The organism is Blautia sp. Sow4_E7, assembly GCF_052116245.1.
In the GTDB taxonomy this organism is placed as follows: domain Bacteria; phylum Bacillota; class Clostridia; order Lachnospirales; family Lachnospiraceae; genus Blautia_A.
On record NZ_JBQKLL010000002.1, the window covers coordinates 193,506 to 214,225 of the forward strand.

At 46.1% G+C, this 20,720-nt stretch carries 17 protein-coding genes; 2 read left to right on the forward strand and 15 right to left on the reverse strand.

Annotation, left to right across the window (positions count from 1 at the left end):
* Positions 1–116: 116 nt before the first annotated feature.
* The 11 genes from acsE to ACTQ50_RS02515 form a co-directional block, all read right to left on the reverse strand.
* The gene (gene acsE, locus ACTQ50_RS02465) at positions 117–902 is read right to left on the reverse strand and encodes a carbon monoxide dehydrogenase/acetyl-CoA synthase methytransferase subunit (RefSeq protein ID WP_021926205.1); all 786 of its coding nucleotides are present in this window, start codon (positions 900–902) and stop codon (positions 117–119) included.
* 66 nt (positions 903–968) lie between these two features.
* Positions 969–2,315, reverse strand: a complete 1,347-nt coding sequence (acsC, locus tag ACTQ50_RS02470) for an acetyl-CoA decarbonylase/synthase complex subunit gamma (protein WP_441482828.1) — start codon at positions 2,313–2,315, stop codon at positions 969–971.
* A 24-nt stretch (positions 2,316–2,339) separates the two neighbouring features.
* Positions 2,340–3,281, reverse strand: coding sequence for an acetyl-CoA decarbonylase/synthase complex subunit delta (gene acsD / locus ACTQ50_RS02475; protein ID WP_441482829.1), 942 nt, complete (start codon positions 3,279–3,281; stop codon positions 2,340–2,342).
* Positions 3,282–3,330: 49 nt separating this feature from the next.
* The gene (acsB, locus tag ACTQ50_RS02480; protein ID WP_441482830.1) at positions 3,331–5,457 is read right to left on the reverse strand and encodes an acetyl-CoA decarbonylase/synthase complex subunit alpha/beta; all 2,127 of its coding nucleotides are present in this window, start codon (positions 5,455–5,457) and stop codon (positions 3,331–3,333) included.
* 255 nt (positions 5,458–5,712) lie between these two features.
* Positions 5,713–7,842, reverse strand: coding sequence for an acetyl-CoA decarbonylase/synthase complex subunit alpha/beta (acsB, locus tag ACTQ50_RS02485; RefSeq protein WP_441482831.1), 2,130 nt, complete (start codon positions 7,840–7,842; stop codon positions 5,713–5,715).
* An 18-nt stretch (positions 7,843–7,860) separates the two neighbouring features.
* A complete protein-coding gene (locus ACTQ50_RS02490) occupies positions 7,861–8,634 on the reverse strand; it encodes a nucleotide-binding protein (RefSeq protein WP_118578441.1) in 774 nt (257 codons plus the stop codon).
* A gap of 24 nt (positions 8,635–8,658) precedes the next feature.
* A complete protein-coding gene (gene cooS, locus ACTQ50_RS02495) occupies positions 8,659–10,551 on the reverse strand; it encodes an anaerobic carbon-monoxide dehydrogenase catalytic subunit (RefSeq protein WP_441482832.1) in 1,893 nt (630 codons plus the stop codon).
* A gap of 187 nt (positions 10,552–10,738) precedes the next feature.
* The gene (locus ACTQ50_RS02500) at positions 10,739–11,509 is read right to left on the reverse strand and encodes a nucleotide-binding protein (RefSeq protein ID WP_226818584.1); all 771 of its coding nucleotides are present in this window, start codon (positions 11,507–11,509) and stop codon (positions 10,739–10,741) included.
* A 44-nt stretch (positions 11,510–11,553) separates the two neighbouring features.
* Positions 11,554–12,486: a methylenetetrahydrofolate reductase gene (locus ACTQ50_RS02505; RefSeq protein ID WP_226818582.1), complete on the reverse strand. Its 933-nt coding sequence runs from the start codon at positions 12,484–12,486 to the stop codon at positions 11,554–11,556.
* 64 nt (positions 12,487–12,550) lie between these two features.
* A complete protein-coding gene (locus ACTQ50_RS02510; protein WP_295304643.1) occupies positions 12,551–12,733 on the reverse strand; it encodes a CooT family nickel-binding protein in 183 nt (60 codons plus the stop codon).
* A gap of 12 nt (positions 12,734–12,745) precedes the next feature.
* On the reverse strand, positions 12,746–13,141 hold the full coding sequence (locus ACTQ50_RS02515) for a cobalt transporter (RefSeq protein WP_226818576.1): 396 nt from the start codon (positions 13,139–13,141) through the stop codon (positions 12,746–12,748).
* Between the two features lie 495 nt (positions 13,142–13,636).
* Between ACTQ50_RS02515 and ACTQ50_RS02520 the strand changes: the two genes are divergently transcribed.
* Positions 13,637–14,461 (forward strand): aldo/keto reductase, encoded by an 825-nt coding sequence (locus ACTQ50_RS02520; protein ID WP_441482833.1) that lies wholly within the window; start codon positions 13,637–13,639, stop codon positions 14,459–14,461.
* 294 nt (positions 14,462–14,755) lie between these two features.
* On the opposite strand, the gene ACTQ50_RS02525 is transcribed toward ACTQ50_RS02520, so the two are convergent.
* The 4 genes from ACTQ50_RS02525 to ACTQ50_RS02540 are packed head-to-tail and all read right to left on the reverse strand — an operon-like array spanning position 14,756 to position 19,108.
* Complete coding sequence (locus ACTQ50_RS02525; protein ID WP_441482834.1) at positions 14,756–15,757, reverse strand: NAD(P)H-dependent glycerol-3-phosphate dehydrogenase; 1,002 nt, start codon at positions 15,755–15,757, stop codon at positions 14,756–14,758.
* Between the two features lie 15 nt (positions 15,758–15,772).
* On the reverse strand, positions 15,773–16,420 hold the full coding sequence (gene plsY / locus ACTQ50_RS02530) for a glycerol-3-phosphate 1-O-acyltransferase PlsY (protein WP_441482835.1): 648 nt from the start codon (positions 16,418–16,420) through the stop codon (positions 15,773–15,775).
* Between the two features lie 2 nt (positions 16,421–16,422).
* Positions 16,423–17,748: a ribosome biogenesis GTPase Der gene (gene der / locus ACTQ50_RS02535; protein ID WP_441482836.1), complete on the reverse strand. Its 1,326-nt coding sequence runs from the start codon at positions 17,746–17,748 to the stop codon at positions 16,423–16,425.
* Positions 17,711–19,108: a DUF512 domain-containing protein gene (locus tag ACTQ50_RS02540; RefSeq protein WP_441482837.1), complete on the reverse strand. Its 1,398-nt coding sequence runs from the start codon at positions 19,106–19,108 to the stop codon at positions 17,711–17,713. The genes der and ACTQ50_RS02540 overlap by 38 nt, the downstream gene beginning before the upstream one ends.
* 359 nt (positions 19,109–19,467) lie before the next feature.
* Here ACTQ50_RS02540 and ACTQ50_RS02545 point away from each other — a divergent pair, with 359 nt between their 5' ends.
* Positions 19,468–20,640 (forward strand): ribose-phosphate pyrophosphokinase, encoded by a 1,173-nt coding sequence (locus ACTQ50_RS02545; protein WP_441482838.1) that lies wholly within the window; start codon positions 19,468–19,470, stop codon positions 20,638–20,640.
* Positions 20,641–20,720 lie beyond the last annotated feature (80 nt).

Sequence of the window (20,720 nt, forward strand, 5' to 3'; positions counted from 1 at the left end):
TGAACAATAACCAAAACAGACATTTTTTACATCTTATCCATTAGAAAAAGGGACTGAGGCCAAAGCCCCAGCCCCTCATTGTATCTTACGTCCCTATTAGAAAGAACTATAGATGATTACAGTTCAAGATAGGAATCAGCATACAGGGTGTTGCCCTTGAATACATCGCAGGATTTGATTGTTTCCATAAGACGAAGGTCGTTAGGGTTAACAATTGCGGATGTAAGACCCTGCATCATAGCCATAGCAACTAATGCGGAATCCATGATCGGACGGATGTTCTTCGGCATACCGTTACTGTTGTTGGACAGACCGCCTGTAGAATTCAGTCCCATATCGGAGAACATTTTGATAGCCTCCAGAACTTCCATCTGTTTCTCCTGCATTCCTTTTACAACCAGGAATAACGGATCAAACCACAGATCAGAAGGATCCATGCCAAGTCCCATACCTCTTTCAAGCATGTTCTGGCAGTGCATCATACGCTCGTCATTGTCTGCTGCGATACCGTCAGCGGAGCAAAGTGCGATAACGATAGCATCGTTTGCTGCTGCAAGGTCGATGTTCTCGATTCTTCCGCCAGCGTCTGCGGAGTTAACGATCGGTTTTCCTTTGCTTCTGTTGTATACAGAAATACCAGCCTCGATAGCTTTCTTATTGGAAGTATCAAGTGCAAGCGGAACATTGTCAAAGTTCTCCTGAAGAAGCTTAACAGCCCATTTCATCAGGTCTTCTCCATCGTTCTCAGCTGGTCCGATGTTTACATCAAGATATACAGCACCAGCATCAAGCTGCTGTTTTGCTCTTTTTAAGATCGGCTCAGGATCTCTCTCTGTAAATGCTTTGTTTACAGATGGTGCTGTTGTGGAAAGTCTCTCACCAATAGTAATAAATTTTGCCATTGTAGTGTTCTCCTTTATATAAGATTTAGTTGTATAATGGCCACTGTTCAGGAACGAACAGCAACATTATGCGTCAAGGTCTTTTAAGAACTTAACAAGCTGTACAGCTTCTCTTGGTCCAACAATGATCTCCCATCCTGGAAGTTTTGCTTCCAGATCGCCCTTCAGTACGGCAACCTTTCCTGGGATGACAAGTCTTCTGCTCTTAACCTTAGGCTCTACGTTCTCTTTGAAGAATGCAGAAATGCTGTTTCCGGAGAATTTACCAGCAGCCCAGGATGTCAGTACGGATAAACCGCCTGCATCGTTGATAACAAGGTTAAGCGGAACACCGGAACGCTCCAGCTCGCCTGTTACAAGGAAATATGTAAGAGCGAAGTCTACAGTTGTTACAACAAGAGAGTTCTCATCTGCGCCGTTCATCGGGTAGATGCCTGGCTCTACACGCATTGGCTTCTGCGGGTCAGTAAATACGTTCTGACGCAGTCCGTATAACGGAAGAGCTTCTGCGTATGTCATACGCTCCATAACGATGATGGAACCATATTTCATAGTAAATACAGCTGCAAGTGCTGCCTGAAGATGATAATCTCCACCAGCTACTTTCGCAAGGTTTACGATAGAAGGATAACCAAAGGTTCTGTCCTGATCTTTCAGAGCTGCACGACGAACCTGAACAGCGTTTCCGAATGTCTCTTTTACATCAGCGCCTGTTACGTCAAGTACCAGGTTCTTGTTTCCGAGCTTCTCGATTGCTGCTACTGTGTCATATAACTCGTTCAGGTCTTTACCGGATACACCGAGAACTACACCAGCTGCTGTTGCAACTGCGTTCATAGCCTCGTAGTTGGAAGCGTTTGCTCCGTTTAATACCGGTTTGCTGTCTTTACATACTTCAACAGCTGCTTTTGCGATCTCTACATCTGTACATCCTAATACAAGTGTACGTCCAAGACCTGCTGCTTTCTGAACAAGAGCAACATATTTGTCTGCATCTGCATTTGCATCACAGTTTACATATACAAGCTCTGTGTACATTCTCTCACCGATACGGTCGTAATCAACCTTCGGGATCTCAGCAAGTTTTGCTTCTACTGTAGCGTCGTCCATGCATGTGCAAAGCTCTACAGCATATCTGGATTTGTTTACAAATGTCTTCTCATGTCTGAAAAGAACGGTCTCACCACCAAGGGTAAGCTCTTCTGCGCCAGTTCCGATCTTGATTGTCTTCATTGGCGGAGCAGTTGCCTCAGAAAGAGATGCTAAAGCTTCATCGGACATATGTGGACACTGCTCAATTTTCATAGCGCCCTGTGCAACTTTCATGGAGAAAGCCATACATGTCGGGCATCCACATTCCTTACAGTTTTTCTTTGGTGTTAATTTAAAAATCTGAATACCATTCAGTGCCATATCAATTTTTCCTCCTAAAAATTATTACACAAGTGCGTCGATCATCTTAGCGATGGTTTTTACAGACTCTGGATGTCTTAAGATAACTGCGTCAGAACCTGCTGCCAGGTCTGCTGCTGCTGTCATAACTTCCATGTCGATACCACGCTCGTCCTCTGATCCCCATTCAGGCATATCTTCCTCAGTAGCAACTGATTCTTTTACGCCCCATGTCTCAGAAGAAACTGGTGTAATAATAGGCATCTGCAGCATGTTATCGTTCTGGGATAAAGCTGCACCTTTGATACGGTCCATAGTAGATACAACGTACTCATATCCGTAACCAACGGAAGCAGTACCTACGTTCATAACGATCTTCTTCGCATCAACACCTAACTGTGTTGTAACTACGTTCAGCTGTTTTGCAAGGTTGATATCATCAGCAGACTCAGCGCCTACGATCTGGTTGTAAGCAAGTCCTGCTGCAGCACCGATTGCCTTGTAGTTCTCTTCCTTCTCAGACATCACGATTACGTTTCTGCCCTGAAGTGCCTCTGCAACCTTCGGAAGAAGTTCCGCATCCTTCTCCACGTTCTTGCAGCCTTCAACTACTAATGGACAGTCGATTGCATCTGCAACCTCTTTTACTACTGCAATAAGCTCTTCTGTAGATTTGTTAACTCCGTTTGGATCTCCGCCATCCAGATTGAGTACAACGAAATCTCCACCTTCCATAGCTGCTGCCTTCTGAGCGATCTCAGCCATAGTGGTGCATCCTTCATAGTAAGCTTTGATTCCTGGTGCAAATTCATCAAGTCCCATATCAGTGATCTCTACACCGATTTTCGGACGGTTCTCGGTTGGAGCGTCGAATGTATAAAAAGGAAATGTGGAATTTCCTCCAATAGTAACCGCTTTATCGCCAGTTCCAACCGTAACAGTGTTGATCTTTGCGTTGAACTTCTGTGGTTTCTGATTAAATGGCATTTCTTAAAGCCTCCTTAAAAATTTGTAAAAATTATACAGAACCATTATACTACATCATCGGATCCATTGACAATGCAGGATGGTTATGTTCTGTCAAAAATGCAACAAGAACTTCCGGATCTGTGGCTACTGTCTCATCACCGATCATATCAGTGAAATTGTCAATGCCATAGAGTTCTTTTGCAGTCTTATTGAGTCGCTCCGCCACGGTCTCTTTTAATTCCTTTGGCATCCATACGATACGCTCAATTCCGCCCTCTGCCTTCATGAATTTCTTGGAAGAAATAAAGTGTTTTCCATGTCCCATAAAGCCTGGTGTCTGAACACCGCCGCCGGTCATGGAAGCCATCTCGGAGAACGTCATTCCAAGAGGTGTCATGCCTGCATACTCACGGTTTGCGATAACGACACCATTAGAGAATGGCTCAATACCGCAGATACACTCGAAGCATCCGCAGGAAGTCATAGGATCCTGCATGATGGAGTACAGAGTTACATGCTCCAGAGCACCCTGGGAATATTTTTTCACTGCTTCATCTACGTCCTCATAAGAACCAAGTTCTTCATTAATCGGACGCTCTTTTGTGATGATCTGGCATGGTCCGTTTGGATCCAGCTCATTGGTGGCTTTTGCATCCAGCCAAGAAACGGCTCCGCATAGTCCAAGTCTTTCAGGTGTAACAACGCAGACATGTGACGGAGAAAATGCCTGACACAGGATACAGCTGTAATAAACATCTACAGATTCATCTGTCAGTGTCTCCAGACGTGCATCACGCTTGTCAAAAGTAGGGATTGCTACTTCATGACGGATTCTGGTACACTCCTCAGGATCAGTATAGACAGTTACCTGACACTTGTCCACAACAGCCTCGAACTCATTCTTTACCTGTGTGTAAAGAACTTCACCGAAGTGTTTTGCTCTGAAGCCTGCTGCAAAAGCATCATTGCTGATACGGATACGGAACATATCCCTCTGTCCTGTGTGGTATACACCTTCAATGCAGTTTATATAATTGTGGAATTTACGCTCGATAACCGGTTCAAAATCCGGCTGCATCTTCTTACCTGCTACTTCTACCACGTAGGCAAGGCTGTGCTTGCTTCCAGGCTCAAAGCTATCGACTTCCGGACCTACGACAGTGATCTTGTGATCCTCGACCTCGTTCATTTCCTTGGTCTGCACAAGTTCTACGCAGTCCACACGGGAACCGTCAAATTCCACACGCATATCTTTACGACGAATGATCTCACCTTCAAAGGCAGACGCAAATGCTACCGGAATATCCACCTTTGTGATCTTGATCTTGATTCCTCTTGCTTCAAGGGAAACCTTATTAAAGTCAGCAACGTTCGGGCATGCGATCAGGGCTCCTGGCACTTCCACAATATTCTCATCCTCATTGGAGATAACCGGGAAACCAAGTTTGATCGCACCTGCACCTGCTGCAAGAACTACATCATCAACAGGTTTGAAAGCATTTACAAACGCCGGAACCCTGTCTTTGGTGTATGTAAGAAGGCTTGCTGCATCGCCAGGTGTTACATTGCCGAAGATCAATGCTGCACGAAGTGCAACGGATACAACGTGGATAACAGATGTTACGTCTTTTCCCAAAGGAACAATTCGTAAATTATAGCCCATCTTAAGGCCAAGCTCCTGTGCCTGGTCAATGATGCCGCCGACTAATGTTACCAGAATACCCTGTGCCTGATAGCTCTTGATCAGATCTACACCTTCCTGAGCGGTTGGTGCGCTGCCAAGGATAACGGCTACACCAGGGATATCTCCTGTTACAAGCGGTACACCAAGCTCACGGATAATGGAATCCGGGAGGTGACCATAGCAAGGCTCCTGATAAGGCTCTGCCCCATCAAGATATTTCAGTGCTTCAATAAATTCCGCACAGAGGGCTGTTGCTACACCAGACATAAGAGCATCATCCAGAGCATGCTCTCTTGTCATAAGAGATTTTACGACGCCAAGGGCTGCCTGCAGATCTCCAAGTGTTTTGATCTTCACACCGGTTACTGCATAATAGCATGGCAGACAATAAGCGGTATGGGGAAATCCCACTGCCTTGTCTGCACCATGCTGCTGTACAGCATCGTTTACGGCTTTTTCTGTCAGACCGTATACTGCATCATTTCCGCTGAAAATTCTGTTAATTAACAATTTTCTGCATCTCCTTTTCTGTTAATCTTCTATCACAAACCACGTAAAGCCTCGCTTCTTTCCATGGATTTGCTGCTAAATAAATTATCAGATACAGACCATTTCCTTCCGCACTCAAAATGATCTGCTTGTTCGCCCTCCGCAGCGAAACTGTAAATCAGTATTCCTGCCGGAAATAGTGAATCCCGGAGCCCATCTGAACGGGACAGGCTCCAGGGCATTATCTCCACTTTGCAGCAGGAGCTGCTGAAAAAATTACATCATTGGCTCAAGTCCAAGTGCCGGATGTCCCTTCTCTGTAAGGAATCCTACCAGAGTCTCAGGATCTGTAGCAACAGTCTCGTCACCGATCATATCTGTGAAGTTATCGATTCCGTAGAGATCTTTTGCAGTAGCGTTCAGCTTGTCTGCGATGAACTCTTTTAACTCTTTCGGCATCCATACGATACGCTCGATACCGCCCTCAGCCTTCATGAATTTCTTGGAAGCGATGAAGTGTTTACCATGTCCCATGAATCCAGGAGTCTGAACTCCACCACCTGTCATGGAAGCCATCTCGGAGAAGGTCATTCCAAGAGGTGTCATGCCTGCATACTCACGGTTAGCGATAACTACACCGTTGGAGAATGGCTCGATACCGCAGATACACTCGAAGCATCCGCAGGAAGTCATAGGATCCTGCATGATGGAGTACAGGGTAACGTGCTCCAGAGCACCCTGGGAGAATTTCTGAACTGCTTCATCAACGTCTTCGTAAGCACCAAGCTCTTCGTTGATCGGACGCTCTTTGGTGATCACCTGGCAAGGTCCGTTCGGATCAAGCTCGTTGGTAGCTTTTGCATCCAGCCATGAAACGGCACCGCAAAGTCCAAGTCTCTCTGGTGTAACAACACAAACGTGAGACGGGGAGAATGCCTGGCAGAGGATACAGCTGTAATATACGTCAACAGACTCGTCAGTAAGGTTTGCAAGACGATCATCACGTTTTTCAAAGATCGGGATAGCAACCTCATGACGGATTCTGGTACACTCAGCAGGATCTGTGTAGATCACAACCTCGCATTTGTCAACAACGGCATCAAACTCGTTCTTAACCTGGGAGTAAAGAACCTCACCGATATGTTTGATACGGAATCCTGCATCAAATGCTGCATGACTGATACGGATACGCTGCATATCTCTCTGGCCGGTGTGGTATACACCCTCGATACAGTTGATGTAGTTGTGGAATTTACGCTCGATAACTGGCTCGAAGTCAGGCTGCATGTTCTTGCCGGCAACCTTAACAACGTATGCAATGCTGTTCTTGCTTCCATCTTCCATCTCATCAACTTCCGGTCCTACAACTGTGATCTTGTGGTCTTCAACCTCAGAAGCGTCACAGGTATGTACAAGCTCAGCACAGTCAACACGGGAACCATCGAACTCAACACGCATGTCTTTACGACGGATGATCTCGCCCTCGAATGCAGATGCGAATGCAACCGGGATATCGATATTTGTGATCTTGATCTTAATGTCACGGGCCTCAAGGGAAGTAGCGTTGAATTTGCTTACGTCCTCCTGGACAATAAGGCTCTTTGGTACACGGAAGATGTTCTCTGTCTCGTTTGTGATTACCGGGAAGCCAAGTGCGATAGCGCCAGCTCCGCAAGCAACTACAACGTCATCCAGAGGTCCGAATGCGTTAACGAATGCCGGAACACGGTCCATGGTGTATTTCATAAGTGTACCTGCATCTCCAGGTGTTACGTTACCGAAGATCAGAGCTGCACGAAGTGCAACAGATACAACGTGGATTACTGCTGTAACGTCTTTTCCAAGAGGAATAACACGTACATTTGCTCCGGTGTTCATGCCCGCTTCTTTCACCTGGTCAATGATTCCGCCAACCAGTGTTACAAGAATACCCTGTGCCTGATAGCTCTTTACAAGTGCAACACCCTCTTCTACAGATGGAGCTGTTCCAAGGATAACGGCTACACCAGGGATATCGCCTGTTACAAGCGGTACACCAAGCTCACGGATCACAGCATCTGCAAGGTGGCCATAGCATGGCTCCTCGTATGGGGTTGCTCCGTCGATATATTTCAGAACTTCAATGAACTCTGCGCAAAGTGCGGTAGCAATACCGGACATGAATGCATCGTTCAGTCTTTTCTCTCTTGTCATAAGAGTTTTTACAACGCCAAGAGCCTCTTTTAACTCTTTTAAGGTTGTAATTTTGGTTCCTGTTACAGAATAGTAGCAAGGAAGGCTGTAAGCGGTATCAGGGAAGCTTACTGCTTTGTCTTCGCCATACTGTGCGATGGCTGCATCAATAGCGCCCTCTGTTAATCCATAAACAGCGTCGTTTCCGCTGAATACTCTATCAAATAAAGTCACTGTAGTACCTCCTATTATTTACAGACTTGATTCGTTGTCTATCTTTTCTTTAATCTTTCTGATCTCAGATGTTACTGTCTCACTGAAATCATAGGGTGATTTGCCCTGGCGGTCTGCGTCCATAACTTCTACATTGTAGTGGATCATTCCAAGAAGATCTTCTGCCGGAATCTTATTGCGGATAAATTCCTCATCCTCTTCATTCCGGACCTTGTTGGCAACTACCTTAACCTGGGTAATGCCAAGATCCTTTGCAAGACGCTTTACATTCTTGTAGGTCTGTACGCTTCTTGCGCCTGGTTCGATCACCACAATAAATTCGTCCATGCTCTCCGTGGTTCCCCGGCCCAGATGCTCCAGACCGGCTTCCATATCCATGATCACCACATCATCCCTATGTACTACAAGGTTGCTGATGATTCTCTTTAACATGACATGTTCAGGGCAGACACATCCGCCTCCGCCTGTTTCCACGGTTCCAAGGACAAGCAGCTTTACCCCATTACAAACCTTTCCGTAGGTGTCCGGAATGTCGTCCACCTTCGGATTCAGTGTATAAAACTGATTCTGGCTGTTGGCTCCGGTACGCTCCTCTACCAGCTTACGCATCTTGGAGATGGGAACGATGGAATCCAAAGTCTCCTCATCAAATCCAAGAGCCAGCCCCAGGTTTGCGTCCGGGTCAACATCAGCTGCAAGGACCTTTTTCCCTTCATCTGCATATAATCTGGCAAGTGTTGCCGCAAAAGTTGTCTTTCCTACTCCGCCTTTACCGGTTACTGCTATTTTCATAAGTTAATCGCGCCTTTCCTGCAATTAGATTCCGAGAGCTTCACGTTTCTCTTCGATTCTCTCGATCATCAGATCGCCTAATTTATCAATATCTTTCTCAACTGTATAAGCAGCCTCTACCCAGTCACGAACACCCTCTGTAAGGAGACCAGCTACCTCTGTGGATCCGGATACATATGGATCTACGCCAAGGAATGTGTCAATACCAGTTGCTACTACGTAGTTTCCGATGGAAACTGCTTTCTCAGACATCCACTCAGGAGCACATCCTACTACCGGAAGCTGGGAAATATTCAGTCCGGAATCCTTGGCAAGCTCAGCAGCAAGGATCATCATACGGCTGATATCAACGCAGGAGCCCATATGTAATACTGGTGGGATATCTGCAAGCTCGCAAACACGTTTCAGACCAGCTCCGCAAAGGTCTTTTGCAGCTTTGTCCATAAGTCCTGCACGAGCAGCTGCCTGTGCGGAGCATCCGGATGCGATGATCACGATATCGTTTGCGATCAGTTTCTTCATAAGTTCAATGTGAGCTGTGTCAGGTCTGACCTTCGGGTTGTTACATCCAACCATGGCAACAGCACCACGGATAACACCAGATGTAATACACTCAAGGAGAGGTTTGGTGGTACCGGTCTCATCTACCTGAGAGTTTGTTACACCGTCAAGTGTCTTAACGATAGCCTCTACAGAGTAACCTACAGTAGCCTTCTGTTTCATATCCGGGATATGTACAAGCTCTGGATTTCTGTTCTTGAAGTTCTCACAAGCAAGCTTAACGATCTGTTTTGCATTCTCTCCTGCAGTATCAGCGTTGAATCTGATGAAATCAGAATCAGGCATCTGGCAGATTGGGGAAGTTGTGATGAATTTTGTATGGAAGCATTTGGAAAGAGGTCCAAGTGCCGGGAAAATACACTGAACGTCAACTACGATTGCCTCACAAGCACCTGTCAGTACAACGTTCTCCTGCTGTAAGAAGTTACCAGCCATTGGAATACCACGACGCATTGCAACTTCATTTGATGTACAGCATACACCGGAAACAGTGATTCCCTTAGCGCCCATGGATTTCGCATAGTCGATCATCTCTTTGCTGTCTGCATACTCACAGATCATCTCAGAAAGACTGGGATCATGTCCATGAACAACGATGTTTACGTTCTCAGCATTCATAACACCAAGGTTTGCCTCAGTCTCGATTGGCTTCGGAGTTCCGAAAAGGACATCGGAAAACTCAGTTCCGCACATGGAACCGCCCCATCCATCGGAAAGACCGTTACGAAGAGCCTGGCGGATCAGAGCCTCTGGTTTACTTGTGTTACCCATATGAGTCATGTGCATTGCACAGGAAACCTCACGGTCGATTGCTCTTGGCTCGATCTCAGCCTCATGCCACAGATCCTGTGTATGCTGGGGAGCTCTCTTCAGCCATCTGGAATATCCTCTGATCTTTCCGTACTCTTCCTGGGCAAGATCAGACATTTCATGAGCCAGATCATAGATGTCTTTGCCCTCTGTCTCAACGCCCCACTCTTTTGCAATGCGGATCAGCTTCTCAGGATCTTTTACCTGGTAATCGCCGCCCTCTTTTGCATGTCCAAGTGTGATACAGATCTCACGTCCGTGATCAGAGTGTGTAGCTGCGCCGCCTGCTGTGAAACGAAGGAAGTTTCTTCCTACGATACCATGTACATCGCATCCGCAGATACCTCTCGGTGCCTTAGGTGTAATACGGCACGGACCCATAGCACAGATTCGGCAACATACGCCCTGCTCACCGAATTTACAGTGTGGAGTCTGATTCTTAACACGCATCTGCCAGGAATCAGCGCCTACCTTTGCACCAGTCTCAAGAAGACGGGCTGTGGCAGCTTCGAATTCTTCCACTGTAGTTAATTTGAATTCACTCATTATTGACCTCCTCTAAGTATGTGTTACTTTCGATAATTTTATTTATATTCCGTTAATCGGAACCCATCCCCTCCCATGGGATAAATTTCTGACGAAAATTCCGCAGCAGCGTTCCCGCCTACTGCGGAATTATATAGCCGTTTCTATCCTCTTGTCGCATGAGCATACCAGGCAAGGGGGATCTTACTTATAAACCAAGCTTATCTACGATCTCACGAAGAGCGATCTTCACCGGATTATCCTCTGGAAGTCCCACAGTCGGTCTGCCTTCGCAGTCGTACTCATAAACAGTTTCATCCTGCGGTACTACTCCCAGTAAGTCCAGTCCCTGTTTCTCGATTTCTTCTTTGATTCCGTCATTCAGCTTGCCGCCAGGAGCGCGGTTGATAATAAGACCAACTTTATCCGGGTGCATATCACATTCTTTAATAAGCTCTGCAATACGGCCTACAGCCTGCACGCCTCTTCTGGAGCAGTCGCTGACCAGGATCGCTGTCTGCATGGACGGAAGTACGCCTCTGCTGATATGCTCCATACCAGCCTCATTATCTACTACGATATAAGGATAATTGTTCTGGTATTTTGCGAGCTGTGTCTGAAGAAGTCCGTTTACGAAACAGTAGCAGCCTTTTCCCTGGGTTCTGCCCATAACCAGAAGATCGAAATCGTCATCTTCTACAAGGGCATCCTCAAAACGTCTCTCAGCATAATCAGCCTTGGACATTCCAGCCGGGATCGGGTTCTCTTTTGCAAGCTCTGCACGGGCAATCTCTTCCCTGACATCGCCAAGTGTAGTTTCTACTTCTACTCCGAGAACTTCGTTCAGATTTGAGTTTGCATCTGCATCTACGGCAAGGATCGGTCCTTTGCCTTTCTCGCAGAGATACTGGATCAGCATTCCGCATAATGTGGTTTTACCAACGCCGCCTTTACCTGCGACAGCAATTACATGTGCCATAATACTATCAATTGCCTCCTGAAAAATTTAAGTCAAAAAACAGATTAGATTAAAGTACGAAGTCCGGATCTGTCGATGATCTCGGATACGTCTTTCCATTTGTTCAGAGCGTACAGATGGATACCATCTACGCCGAGAGCACGGTACTCGTCGATCTGTTTGATTGTGTACTCGATTCCCTCTTCTTTGAATCTCTTGATCTTGTCATCATAGAACATATCAAATGGCTTGCCGTCTGCATCTTTTGCTGCAAATGGGTTCGGGAACAGCCAGTTTCTGGAGATGAGTCTGCAAAGCTCACGATCCATTACACAGCCGTTACGGGAAAGTGCCATGTTGATTGTTGCGGACATGTCAAGGATTGGCATAACTCCAACATCTACAGGCATTGTAACACCAGCCTCACGGATTGCATCCAGCCAGTATTTGAACTGCTCCATATCCCAGCAAAGCTGAGTCATGATGTAGTCAGCGCCGTTGTCCTGTTTCTGTCTCAGAACTGCGATATCAGCATCAAGGCTGCGGCATGCAATGTGCCCCTCCGGGGATCCTGCAACTGCGATCTCGAATTTGTCACCAAACTCGTCACGAACGAATTTAACAAGGTCTGTAGCGTAGTTGAAATCACCACAGGTTGTTGTCTCACCAAGCGGAATATCTCCACGAAGTGCAAGCATATGATCTACGCCTTCTGCAAGGTACTGATCCAGCTGCTCTTTGATTCCCTCTTTGGTGTTCTTGATTACTGTGAAATGAGTAACCGGTGTTGTTCCGGCTTTCTTGATCATCTGACATACTTCTCTGTTAGCACCAACGTTTCCGCCGCCTGCACCGTATGTACAGGAAATGTACTCTGGTTTGTACTTCATCAGATGATCGATTGTTCCAGGAAGGTTCTCCATTCCTTTTTCTGTCTTCGGCGGGAAAAGCTCGAAGGACAGAAGCATTTTTTCTCTCATAGCTTCTGACAATTTCATAATTACATACCTCCACGTATTAAGTAATTTTATTCTAAAGGCGTAAGCGCCTGAAGATCAACTTTTAATCACATTTCACTTTGACGATGCTGTTGGCAAGGTCTACCATAAGGATGGTTCCCTCTACCACTCTCTCGTCACCCATAATGTCACGGAGAACAAGCTTGTTTCCATCTACATTAATGCGGCTGACGTTCTTGAAGATCACAGAATCATCATTGTCCTTGTATACAGTTGCTAAACACATAATAATGCCTCCTTATTTCATTTCCTCTTTTACAAGAGTCAGAGCAAGGCCAAGGCGCATGTTGCCTTTCTGGAAATCAGAAACGCTTTCCTTAATGGTCTTCGCAGCAGCATCCATTCCCATCTTGGCAAGATTGTCTGCCATCTGGTCAAGCTCCGCAGCGTGGTGCTCATTGTGCTGCAGCATGTAGGTAAGAAGCGCTACTGTCTCATTCTTGCAGTCTCCTCCCTGGCAGCCGCCGCAGTCTGTACCACAGTTCTGTCCCTCAGTATGTGTATGGTCATGGCCCTCAGATCCGTCATGAGTATGTGCATGTGTATGACTTACTCCGTCAGCATGTGTGTGCTCATGAGTATGCTCATGGCCATGCTGGATCAGATTACCGTTTTCGTCTTTGATCAAATGCATTGAACTACTCCTTTCCGCCTGCAGGTCAGGCAGATTCTTTATGACATAACAGCGCCGCAGAAATTATTTTCAGACACGAAAAAGACTCACGCGGGTGACGTGAGTATGGAAATGAGGGTATTCGTTCCCCCTATTTGAGATTCCGCTTATCTCCATATCATGCACAGCGCAGTTCCTTTCCTCTACCTGAAAAAGTGCAGACTTATGACATAAATTTATCAATTTTTTCTTTATTATACATCCTTTCTCATTGATACGCAAGGAAATAATTATAAAATTTTACCAATTTTCAATGCTTTACCATACAAATATATGTTTTAATTTCTGTACAATTTTACCAGTTTTTCTAAAGTTTGTCTAAAGATTAACGAGTTGGCATTTAAGTAAAAAACAGGTGAATGTTTTGTGATTATATGGTATAATAATGAAAGTTTATTGGTTACTGGACAGGTCATGAACAGTAACGCCTATTCTTTTAGCAAGGAGGAATTATCTTTGAAAGAAACCGTTTTCCTGAATACCGACAGAGAAATGCCCCTTTTAGGGCTTGGTGTATATAAAACAGCAGATAACGAAGCAGAAACAGCCATCACAGCCGCAGTCAATGCCGGCTACCGTCTTATTGACACCGCTTCTGCCTATAAGAACGAAGAAAGCATCGGCAAGGCCATTGCCAAATGCGGCGTTCCCCGCAAGGAGCTTTTTATCACAAGCAAGATCTGGAACAATGCCCAGCGGCTTGGAGACGTGGACGGTGCTTTTTACAGAAGTATGGAGAGACTGAAGCTGGACTATCTGGATCTTTATCTGATCCACTGGCCGGTACCCGGCTGTTACACCGGAACCTGGCTGGAGATGGCCAAGCTTCTTGAGACTGGTCGTGTGCTTTCCATCGGCGTCAGTAATTTCCAGATCCACCATCTGGAAGAGCTTAAGAAGGTTTCCGGCATTGTCCCTGCAGTCAACCAGATTGAATGTCATCCGCTCTGCTATCCCAAGGAGCTGATCGAGTATTGTCAGTCCGAGGGGATCCAGGTTCAGGCTTATGCTCCGCTGGCAAGGGGAGCTTACCTTGACAATGATGTTATGTGTGTCCTTGGCACCAAATATGCCCACACTCCGGCACAGGTTGGTCTTCGCTGGGCGATCCAGAAAGGCATTTCCGTAATCCCGAAATCTGTCAATCCAGACCGTATTGCCTCCAATGCCAATATTTTTGATTTCAATATTGAAGACGAAGACATGGCCATCATGGATACTTTGAACGAGGATCTCCACACATCACATGTGCCGGATGATCTGAAGGATGTTATTTTCTGATTCTTAATTAGACATGTCATTAACTGCCAAGGCTGTGCACACAGCTTTGGCAGTTTTTGTCTTATCTCTTTCATCTATATCTTTTAGGTAAACGAGGCAAAATATACCCTGCGAGTTTCGCTCGTTATGATGGCAGTCGCCAATTTCTCATGTAAGCATGTACTTTGGTTCGTTGTTCATAAAAATAAAAAGCCGGAAACTTCTTCTAATAATTGAGGGAGCACCTCAATCTAAAAAAGTTTCCAGCTTTTCTATATTTTTCCTACTATAAACTGCTTCGTCATAAGGAACCGTTCATTCCCAGGAAATCTCTCCCTGCTTCTCTCTCTGCATCAGATCCTTCACAGCTTCAGATGCAGGTTTGTTTTCGAACAGAAGCTTATTTACTTCCATAATGATCGGCATTTCCACATCGTATTTCTCAGCCAGTGCTTTGGCAGCCTTTGCGGAATAAACACCTTCCACAACCATCTGCACCTCATCCATAGCCTGCTGCATGGTGTAGCCCTGTCCCATCAGGTAACCGGCGCGTCTGTTGCGGCTGTGCACGCTGGCACAGGTAACGATCAGATCCCCAATCCCGGAAAGTCCGGCAAAGGTTTCCAGTTTGGCTCCCATCTTTCTGCCAAGTCTTGCCATCTCTGCAATTCCTCTTGTAATCAGCGCCGCCTTGGTATTATCTCCATATCCAAGGCCATCTGCAGTACCAGCTGCCAGGGCGATCACATTCTTAAGGGCACCGCCAAGTTCCACCCCAAGCATATCCGGTGTTGTATAAACGCGGAAAACCGGGCTCATAAAAAGGCCCTGAAGATATTCGGCCGTCTCCTTTTTCTTAGCACTGACCACACAGGTGGTAGGCAGGCCGCGGCTTACCTCCTCCGCATGGCTTGGACCTGAAAGCACACACACATCTGCCTGTGGGATTTCTTCCTTGATAATATCGCACACCGGCATAAGGGTCTTCTCTTCCACACCTTTTGCCACATTTACAATGATCTGGTCCTGGCGTACCAGTGGGGAAAGTCTTCTGCTGATCTCACGCATATAGGCAGACGGAGATGCAAATACAGCCACATCCGGTGAATCAAGGGCTGCCTTCTCATCCCCCGTTATTACAATACCTTCCGGAATTTTAATTCCAGGAAGTTTTTTGGGATCCTCTCTTGTCTCATTCAGACTGATGGCCTTTTTCGGATGCGCAGACCACAGCATAACCTGATGGCCATTGTTGTGAAGCAGGATTGCAAGTGCAGTCCCCCAGCTTCCGGTTCCCATTACGCTGATTTTTGCCATTTCATCACCTCACCCTTATTTGGATGCAGTCTTCGCTGCTCCCAGTTTGTTCTCTGTTCCCTTTAAAAGACGGGAAATATTTGCTCTGTGCCTGTATATTGCAAGCGCTGTCATCAGCCCCATGATCACATCCATCTCCACCGTATGGGACAGATCCATCCCGTAGCTTCCAGCTGCGCCAAACGCAACGAAGCAGATCAGTGCCCCTATATAAGCCGCCATTGAGCCCAATGACACATAACGGGTGATCGCTACAAGTCCGATAAAGATCACGGCACAGATCAGGAACACTCTCCAGTCCATAGCCAGCAGCATTCCAGCGGAAGCTGCAATTCCCTTTCCGCCCCGAAATCCGAGATAAAAAGGAAAATTATGTCCAAGCACGCAGCCAGCCGCTGTGTACATGCCAAGCAGTGGAAGAATCTCCCCATAATTATTTTTGAAAACTGCGTCCACCACCAGAATGGCGATCACACATTTCAGCATATCCCCGATCAAGGTCATCGCTCCGGCCTTTTTGCCAAGGGTACGAAGAGCATTTGTAGTTCCGGCATTGCCGCTTCCATACTGGCGGATATCCATGTGATGTACTTTTCCAATAATATAAGAAGTCTGGAACATGCCAAACACATATCCGATCGCCAGACAAATAATACGTTCCATTTTTATTCCTTCTCTCCGCGCTCTCTTACAATGAATTTCAGCGGTGTACCGCCAAAATCAAAGGCGTCACGGATCTTGTTCTCCAGATATCTGGTATAAGAGAAATGCATAAGTTCCTTGTCATTGACAAAGATCACAAATGTAGGCGGCTTTACCGCAACCTGTGTCATATAAAAGATTTTCAGACGACGGCCTCTGTCAGACGGCGGCTGCTGCATGGCAACTGCTTCTGCCAGGATCTCGTTAAGTACACCTGTCTGGATACGCATAGTCTGATTCTCGATCACCGCATCCAGAGTCTCAAACATTCTGGAGATTCGCAGTCCTGTCTTTGCAGAAATAAAGACGATCTCTGCATACGGCATAAAGGAAAGCACCTCGCGGATCCGGTTGGTATGCTTGTAAATAGTCTTATCGTTCTTCTCGATGGCATCCCATTTATTTACGGCAATGATCACACCCTTGCCTTTTTCATGGGCGATTCCTGCGATCTTGGCATCCTGCTCGGTCACACCTTCTGCTGCATCGATCAGCACAACCACAACGTCGGCGCGTTCTACCGCAGTTACTGTACGGATCACACTGAAGCGCTCAATTTCTTCTTTTACCTTTGCCTTGCGGCGAAGTCCGGCTGTATCAATAAAGATATAATCCTTCTCATTCCAGGTAACCTTGGTATCCACTGCATCACGGGTAGTACCTGCAATGTCGGAAACGATCACACGGTCCTCACCAAGAAGTTTGTTGATCAGGGATGACTTACCTACGTTCGGTTTACCAACAATAGCGATCTTCGGAATATCGGAATCCTCGTCCTCACCTGCATCCTCTGGAAAATGCTTTACAACTTCGTCCAGCATGTCTCCAAGCCCCTGTCTGTTCGCTGCGGAAATGGCAAATGGTTCCCCGATTCCCAGATTATAAAATTCATAAACATCCATCATATATTTCTGGATGCTGTCCACTTTATTTACTGCCAGGACCACTGGCTTGCCGCTGCGGCGGAGCATGTCTGCCACCTTGGAATCAGAGTCTACAAGTCCCTGGTGTACATCTGTGATAAAAATAATAACGTCTGCAGTGTCAATGGCGATCTGTGCCTGCTCCCTCATCTGGGAAAGAATGATATCCCCGCTGTCAGGCTCAATACCGCCTGTATCGATCAGGGTAAAATCATTGTCCAGCCATGACACATCTGCATAAATTCTGTCTCTGGTTACACCTGGCGTATCTTTTACAATGGAAATCTTATCTCCTGCCAGCACATTAAACAATGTGGATTTTCCTACATTAGGTCTGCCCACAATTGCTACTACCGGTTTGCTCATACATTTGTCTCCTTTTCTGTTTCTTATGTGTGGGCGGATCAAGGACTGCAGATACCAGATCTGCACCGCCTTCATCCACGATTACAATCTCTGTATTCAGTTTCCTGGAAAGCTCCTCCACGGAGATGTCATCCAGAAAAACATCTTCTTCATTTTTCAGCATATTGCAGGGAAGCAAAAGCTTCTCTCCAAGGTCTTTGCTGCTTAACTGCCGGATCAGATCCTGTCCTGTGATCAGTCCGGACACGGTGATAGTCTCACCGAAAAATTCATTTCGGATGGAAACCACATCCACTTCTACATTTGGGAATTTCTCCCGGATCATCCCCATGTATTTCTGAATAAATGGGGCCGCCAATGCACCAGTGGCGCTGACTGCTTTTATTTTGCGGTCATCTCCCACCCGGTCAGCAAGCGCATCCTTCACTTCTTCCCCAAGAAGCCGAAGCATTCCCACACCATTTTCCAGCTGAAGATAACCATCATAGGATTCCTCCCCTGGCAGTTCCTTCTCCGCCAGAATGTACCATTCATCAGAAGCATGAATAAAATGGATTCCATATTTGTCCATCATCTTCTGCTGCCAGGAATGGATGATCTCCAGAACCTCTAATGCATCTTCCTTCTTAAACTGCTCCATGGGGTATAACCCTTTGCGGAATTTCGTCAAGCCAACCGGAACCACGGAAACACTCTGAAGCACCGGCGCATAAGCCGACATTTTCCGGATACTGTCATCCAGTTCCTTTCCGTCATTGACGCCTTTGCACAAAACGATCTGCCCATTCATGGTAATCCCTGCGTCATAAAGCTTCTGAAGCTTTTTCAAAGCGTCTCCTGCAAAACGGTTATGGAGCATTTTGCATCTCAGTTCCGGATTCATGGTCTGGATGGAAATGTTGATCGGCTCCAGATGATAGCGGATGATCCTGTCTATATCATGATCGCTCATATTGGTCAAAGTTACATAGTTTCCCTGGATAAAAGACAAACGGGAATCATCATCCTTAAAATAAAGCGTGTCCCTCATTCCAGGCGGCATCTGATCAATAAAGCAGAAAATGCAGTGGTTAGAACAGGAACGGTAATCATCCATCAGATCCTTCTCAAAGGTAATCCCAAGGTCTTCCTCGTATTCCTTCTCCACCTCAAGCTCCCAGATCTCTCCGTTTGGCTTCTCCACTTCCAGAACCACATATTCTTCGTTCATCAGATAGCGGTAATCAAATATATCCTCCACCGGCTGACCGTTCACGGTAAGCAATACGTCTCCCGGCTGAAGCTCAAGCTCCTGTGCAATACTTCCATCCTGCACAATTGCAATCACATGTTTATTTTGTTTCTTCACATTTTTCTCCATACAATTTCAACTATGATCTGCCGGATCCTCTCACATAAGCAGGCAACAGCCGCTTACGCAGGCATTCCCTCACAGGAAAGCCAGCCGCCTGCAGCAAAGCACCTCAGATCACCAATCTCTGGCACAGCATAATAAAGCCATTATTTTTACTATAACAAGTTTTCCCTAAAAACACAACAAAAAATTTCACATCATTGCTCCATCCAGGCATTTTTTCAAGTAAAAATCAATAAATTCCTTGACGACATTTAGGGCAAATGTTATAAATATAAAGAGAAGATCTGCAAAGGTAAAGGACACCTGTCCCCATTTTGCAGGTTTCTGAATCGACAATTAGCATACTACTTAGGAGGAATATCATGCCGAACATAGAATTACTTGAGAAATCTATGCCTGTCGCACCTATTCGTATCGCTGCGCTGGAAGGCTGCCGCGAGCTTGCAGAGGAGGTAGACAGAAACCTGGTAAAATTCCGTAAGGAACTTGTAGAGAAGAAGGGTCTTGAAAACATTCCCCAGGGTTACAGCGAGGACACTTTCATTGTAGAGTGTGAATGCCCGCGTTTTGGTACCGGCGAAGGTAAAGGTATCATTAAGGAATCTGTTCGAGGAACCGATCTTTATATTATGGTAGACGTTACCAACTACAGTTCCACATTCACTGTCTGCGGTCACGAGAATCATATGTCTCCTGACAACCATTTCCAGGATCTGAAGAGGATCATTTCCGCAGCTACAGGTAAAGCACACCGTATCAATGTAATCATGCCGTTCCTTTATGAAGGACGTCAGCACAGACGTAAGAAGAGAGAATCCCTGGACTGTGCACTGGCACTGCGGGAATTAAGCGACATGGGCGTATCCAACATCATCACCTTTGACGCTCACGATCCCCGTGTACAGAACTCCATTCCGTTAAACGGTTTTGACAACTTCTTCCCCACTTATCAGTTCCTGAAAGCACTGGTAAAGAGTGTTGACAATTTCCAGGTTGACAATGACCACCTTATGATCATCAGCCCGGATGAAGGCGCTATGTCCAGAGCCGTTTATTTCTCCAACATTCTGGGCGTTGATATGGGTATGTTCTATAAGAGACGTGACTACTCTACTGTTGTAAATGGCAAGAACCCAATCGTTGCCCACGAATTCCTCGGGGACTCTGTAGAGGGCAAGGATGTTGTCATCATCGATGATATGATTTCTTCTGGCGAAAGTATGCTTGACGTTGCCAAACAGATCAAAGAGCGCCATGCGAACCGTGTATTCATCTGCACCACCTATGGTCTGTTTACAGAAGGCATGGATAAATTTGACGCCTACTATGAGAAAGGCTGGATCGACAAGGTTATCACAACCAACCTGAACTACCGTATTCCGGAGCTCCTCACCAGACCTTACTACGTAGAGGCTAATATGAGCAAATATCTTGCAAGTATTATGGATATCATCAACCACGACGTTTCCGTTGAGAAGGTTCGTTCCAGCAACGAGAAGATCATGGATCTGATGAAACGTGTAAATCAGGAATAAAGCGGCAAAAAGCGTTTGTCGTGTATACAGGAAAAAGCCCTGCGCCACATCTCATTTCGTGGTACAGGGCTTCTTTCTAT

Excerpts from the sequence above, each read along its gene's own strand:
- acsC (WP_441482828.1), bottom strand. The coding sequence starts at position 2,315 with ATGGCACTGAATGGTATTCAGATTTTTAAATTAACACCAAAGAAAAAC.
- ACTQ50_RS02525 (WP_441482834.1), bottom strand. The coding sequence starts at position 15,757 with ATGGCAAAAATCAGCGTAATGGGAACCGGAAGCTGGGGGACTGCACTT.
- acsE (WP_021926205.1), bottom strand. The coding sequence starts at position 902 with ATGGCAAAATTTATTACTATTGGTGAGAGACTTTCCACAACAGCACCA.
- ACTQ50_RS02490 (WP_118578441.1), bottom strand. The coding sequence starts at position 8,634 with ATGAAAATAGCAGTAACCGGTAAAGGCGGAGTAGGAAAGACAACTTTT.
- ACTQ50_RS02515 (WP_226818576.1), bottom strand. The coding sequence starts at position 13,141 with ATGCATTTGATCAAAGACGAAAACGGTAATCTGATCCAGCATGGCCAT.
- ACTQ50_RS02510 (WP_295304643.1), bottom strand. The coding sequence starts at position 12,733 with ATGTGTTTAGCAACTGTATACAAGGACAATGATGATTCTGTGATCTTC.
- plsY (WP_441482835.1), bottom strand. The coding sequence starts at position 16,420 with ATGGAACGTATTATTTGTCTGGCGATCGGATATGTGTTTGGCATGTTC.
- ACTQ50_RS02505 (WP_226818582.1), bottom strand. The coding sequence starts at position 12,486 with ATGAAATTGTCAGAAGCTATGAGAGAAAAAATGCTTCTGTCCTTCGAG.
- der (WP_441482836.1), bottom strand. The coding sequence starts at position 17,748 with ATGAGCAAACCGGTAGTAGCAATTGTGGGCAGACCTAATGTAGGAAAA.
- cooS (WP_441482832.1), bottom strand. The coding sequence starts at position 10,551 with ATGAGTGAATTCAAATTAACTACAGTGGAAGAATTCGAAGCTGCCACA.
- acsD (WP_441482829.1), bottom strand. The coding sequence starts at position 3,281 with ATGCCATTTAATCAGAAACCACAGAAGTTCAACGCAAAGATCAACACT.
- ACTQ50_RS02545 (WP_441482838.1), top strand. The coding sequence starts at position 19,468 with ATGCCGAACATAGAATTACTTGAGAAATCTATGCCTGTCGCACCTATT.
- ACTQ50_RS02500 (WP_226818584.1), bottom strand. The coding sequence starts at position 11,509 with ATGGCACATGTAATTGCTGTCGCAGGTAAAGGCGGCGTTGGTAAAACC.
- ACTQ50_RS02540 (WP_441482837.1), bottom strand. The coding sequence starts at position 19,108 with ATGGAGAAAAATGTGAAGAAACAAAATAAACATGTGATTGCAATTGTG.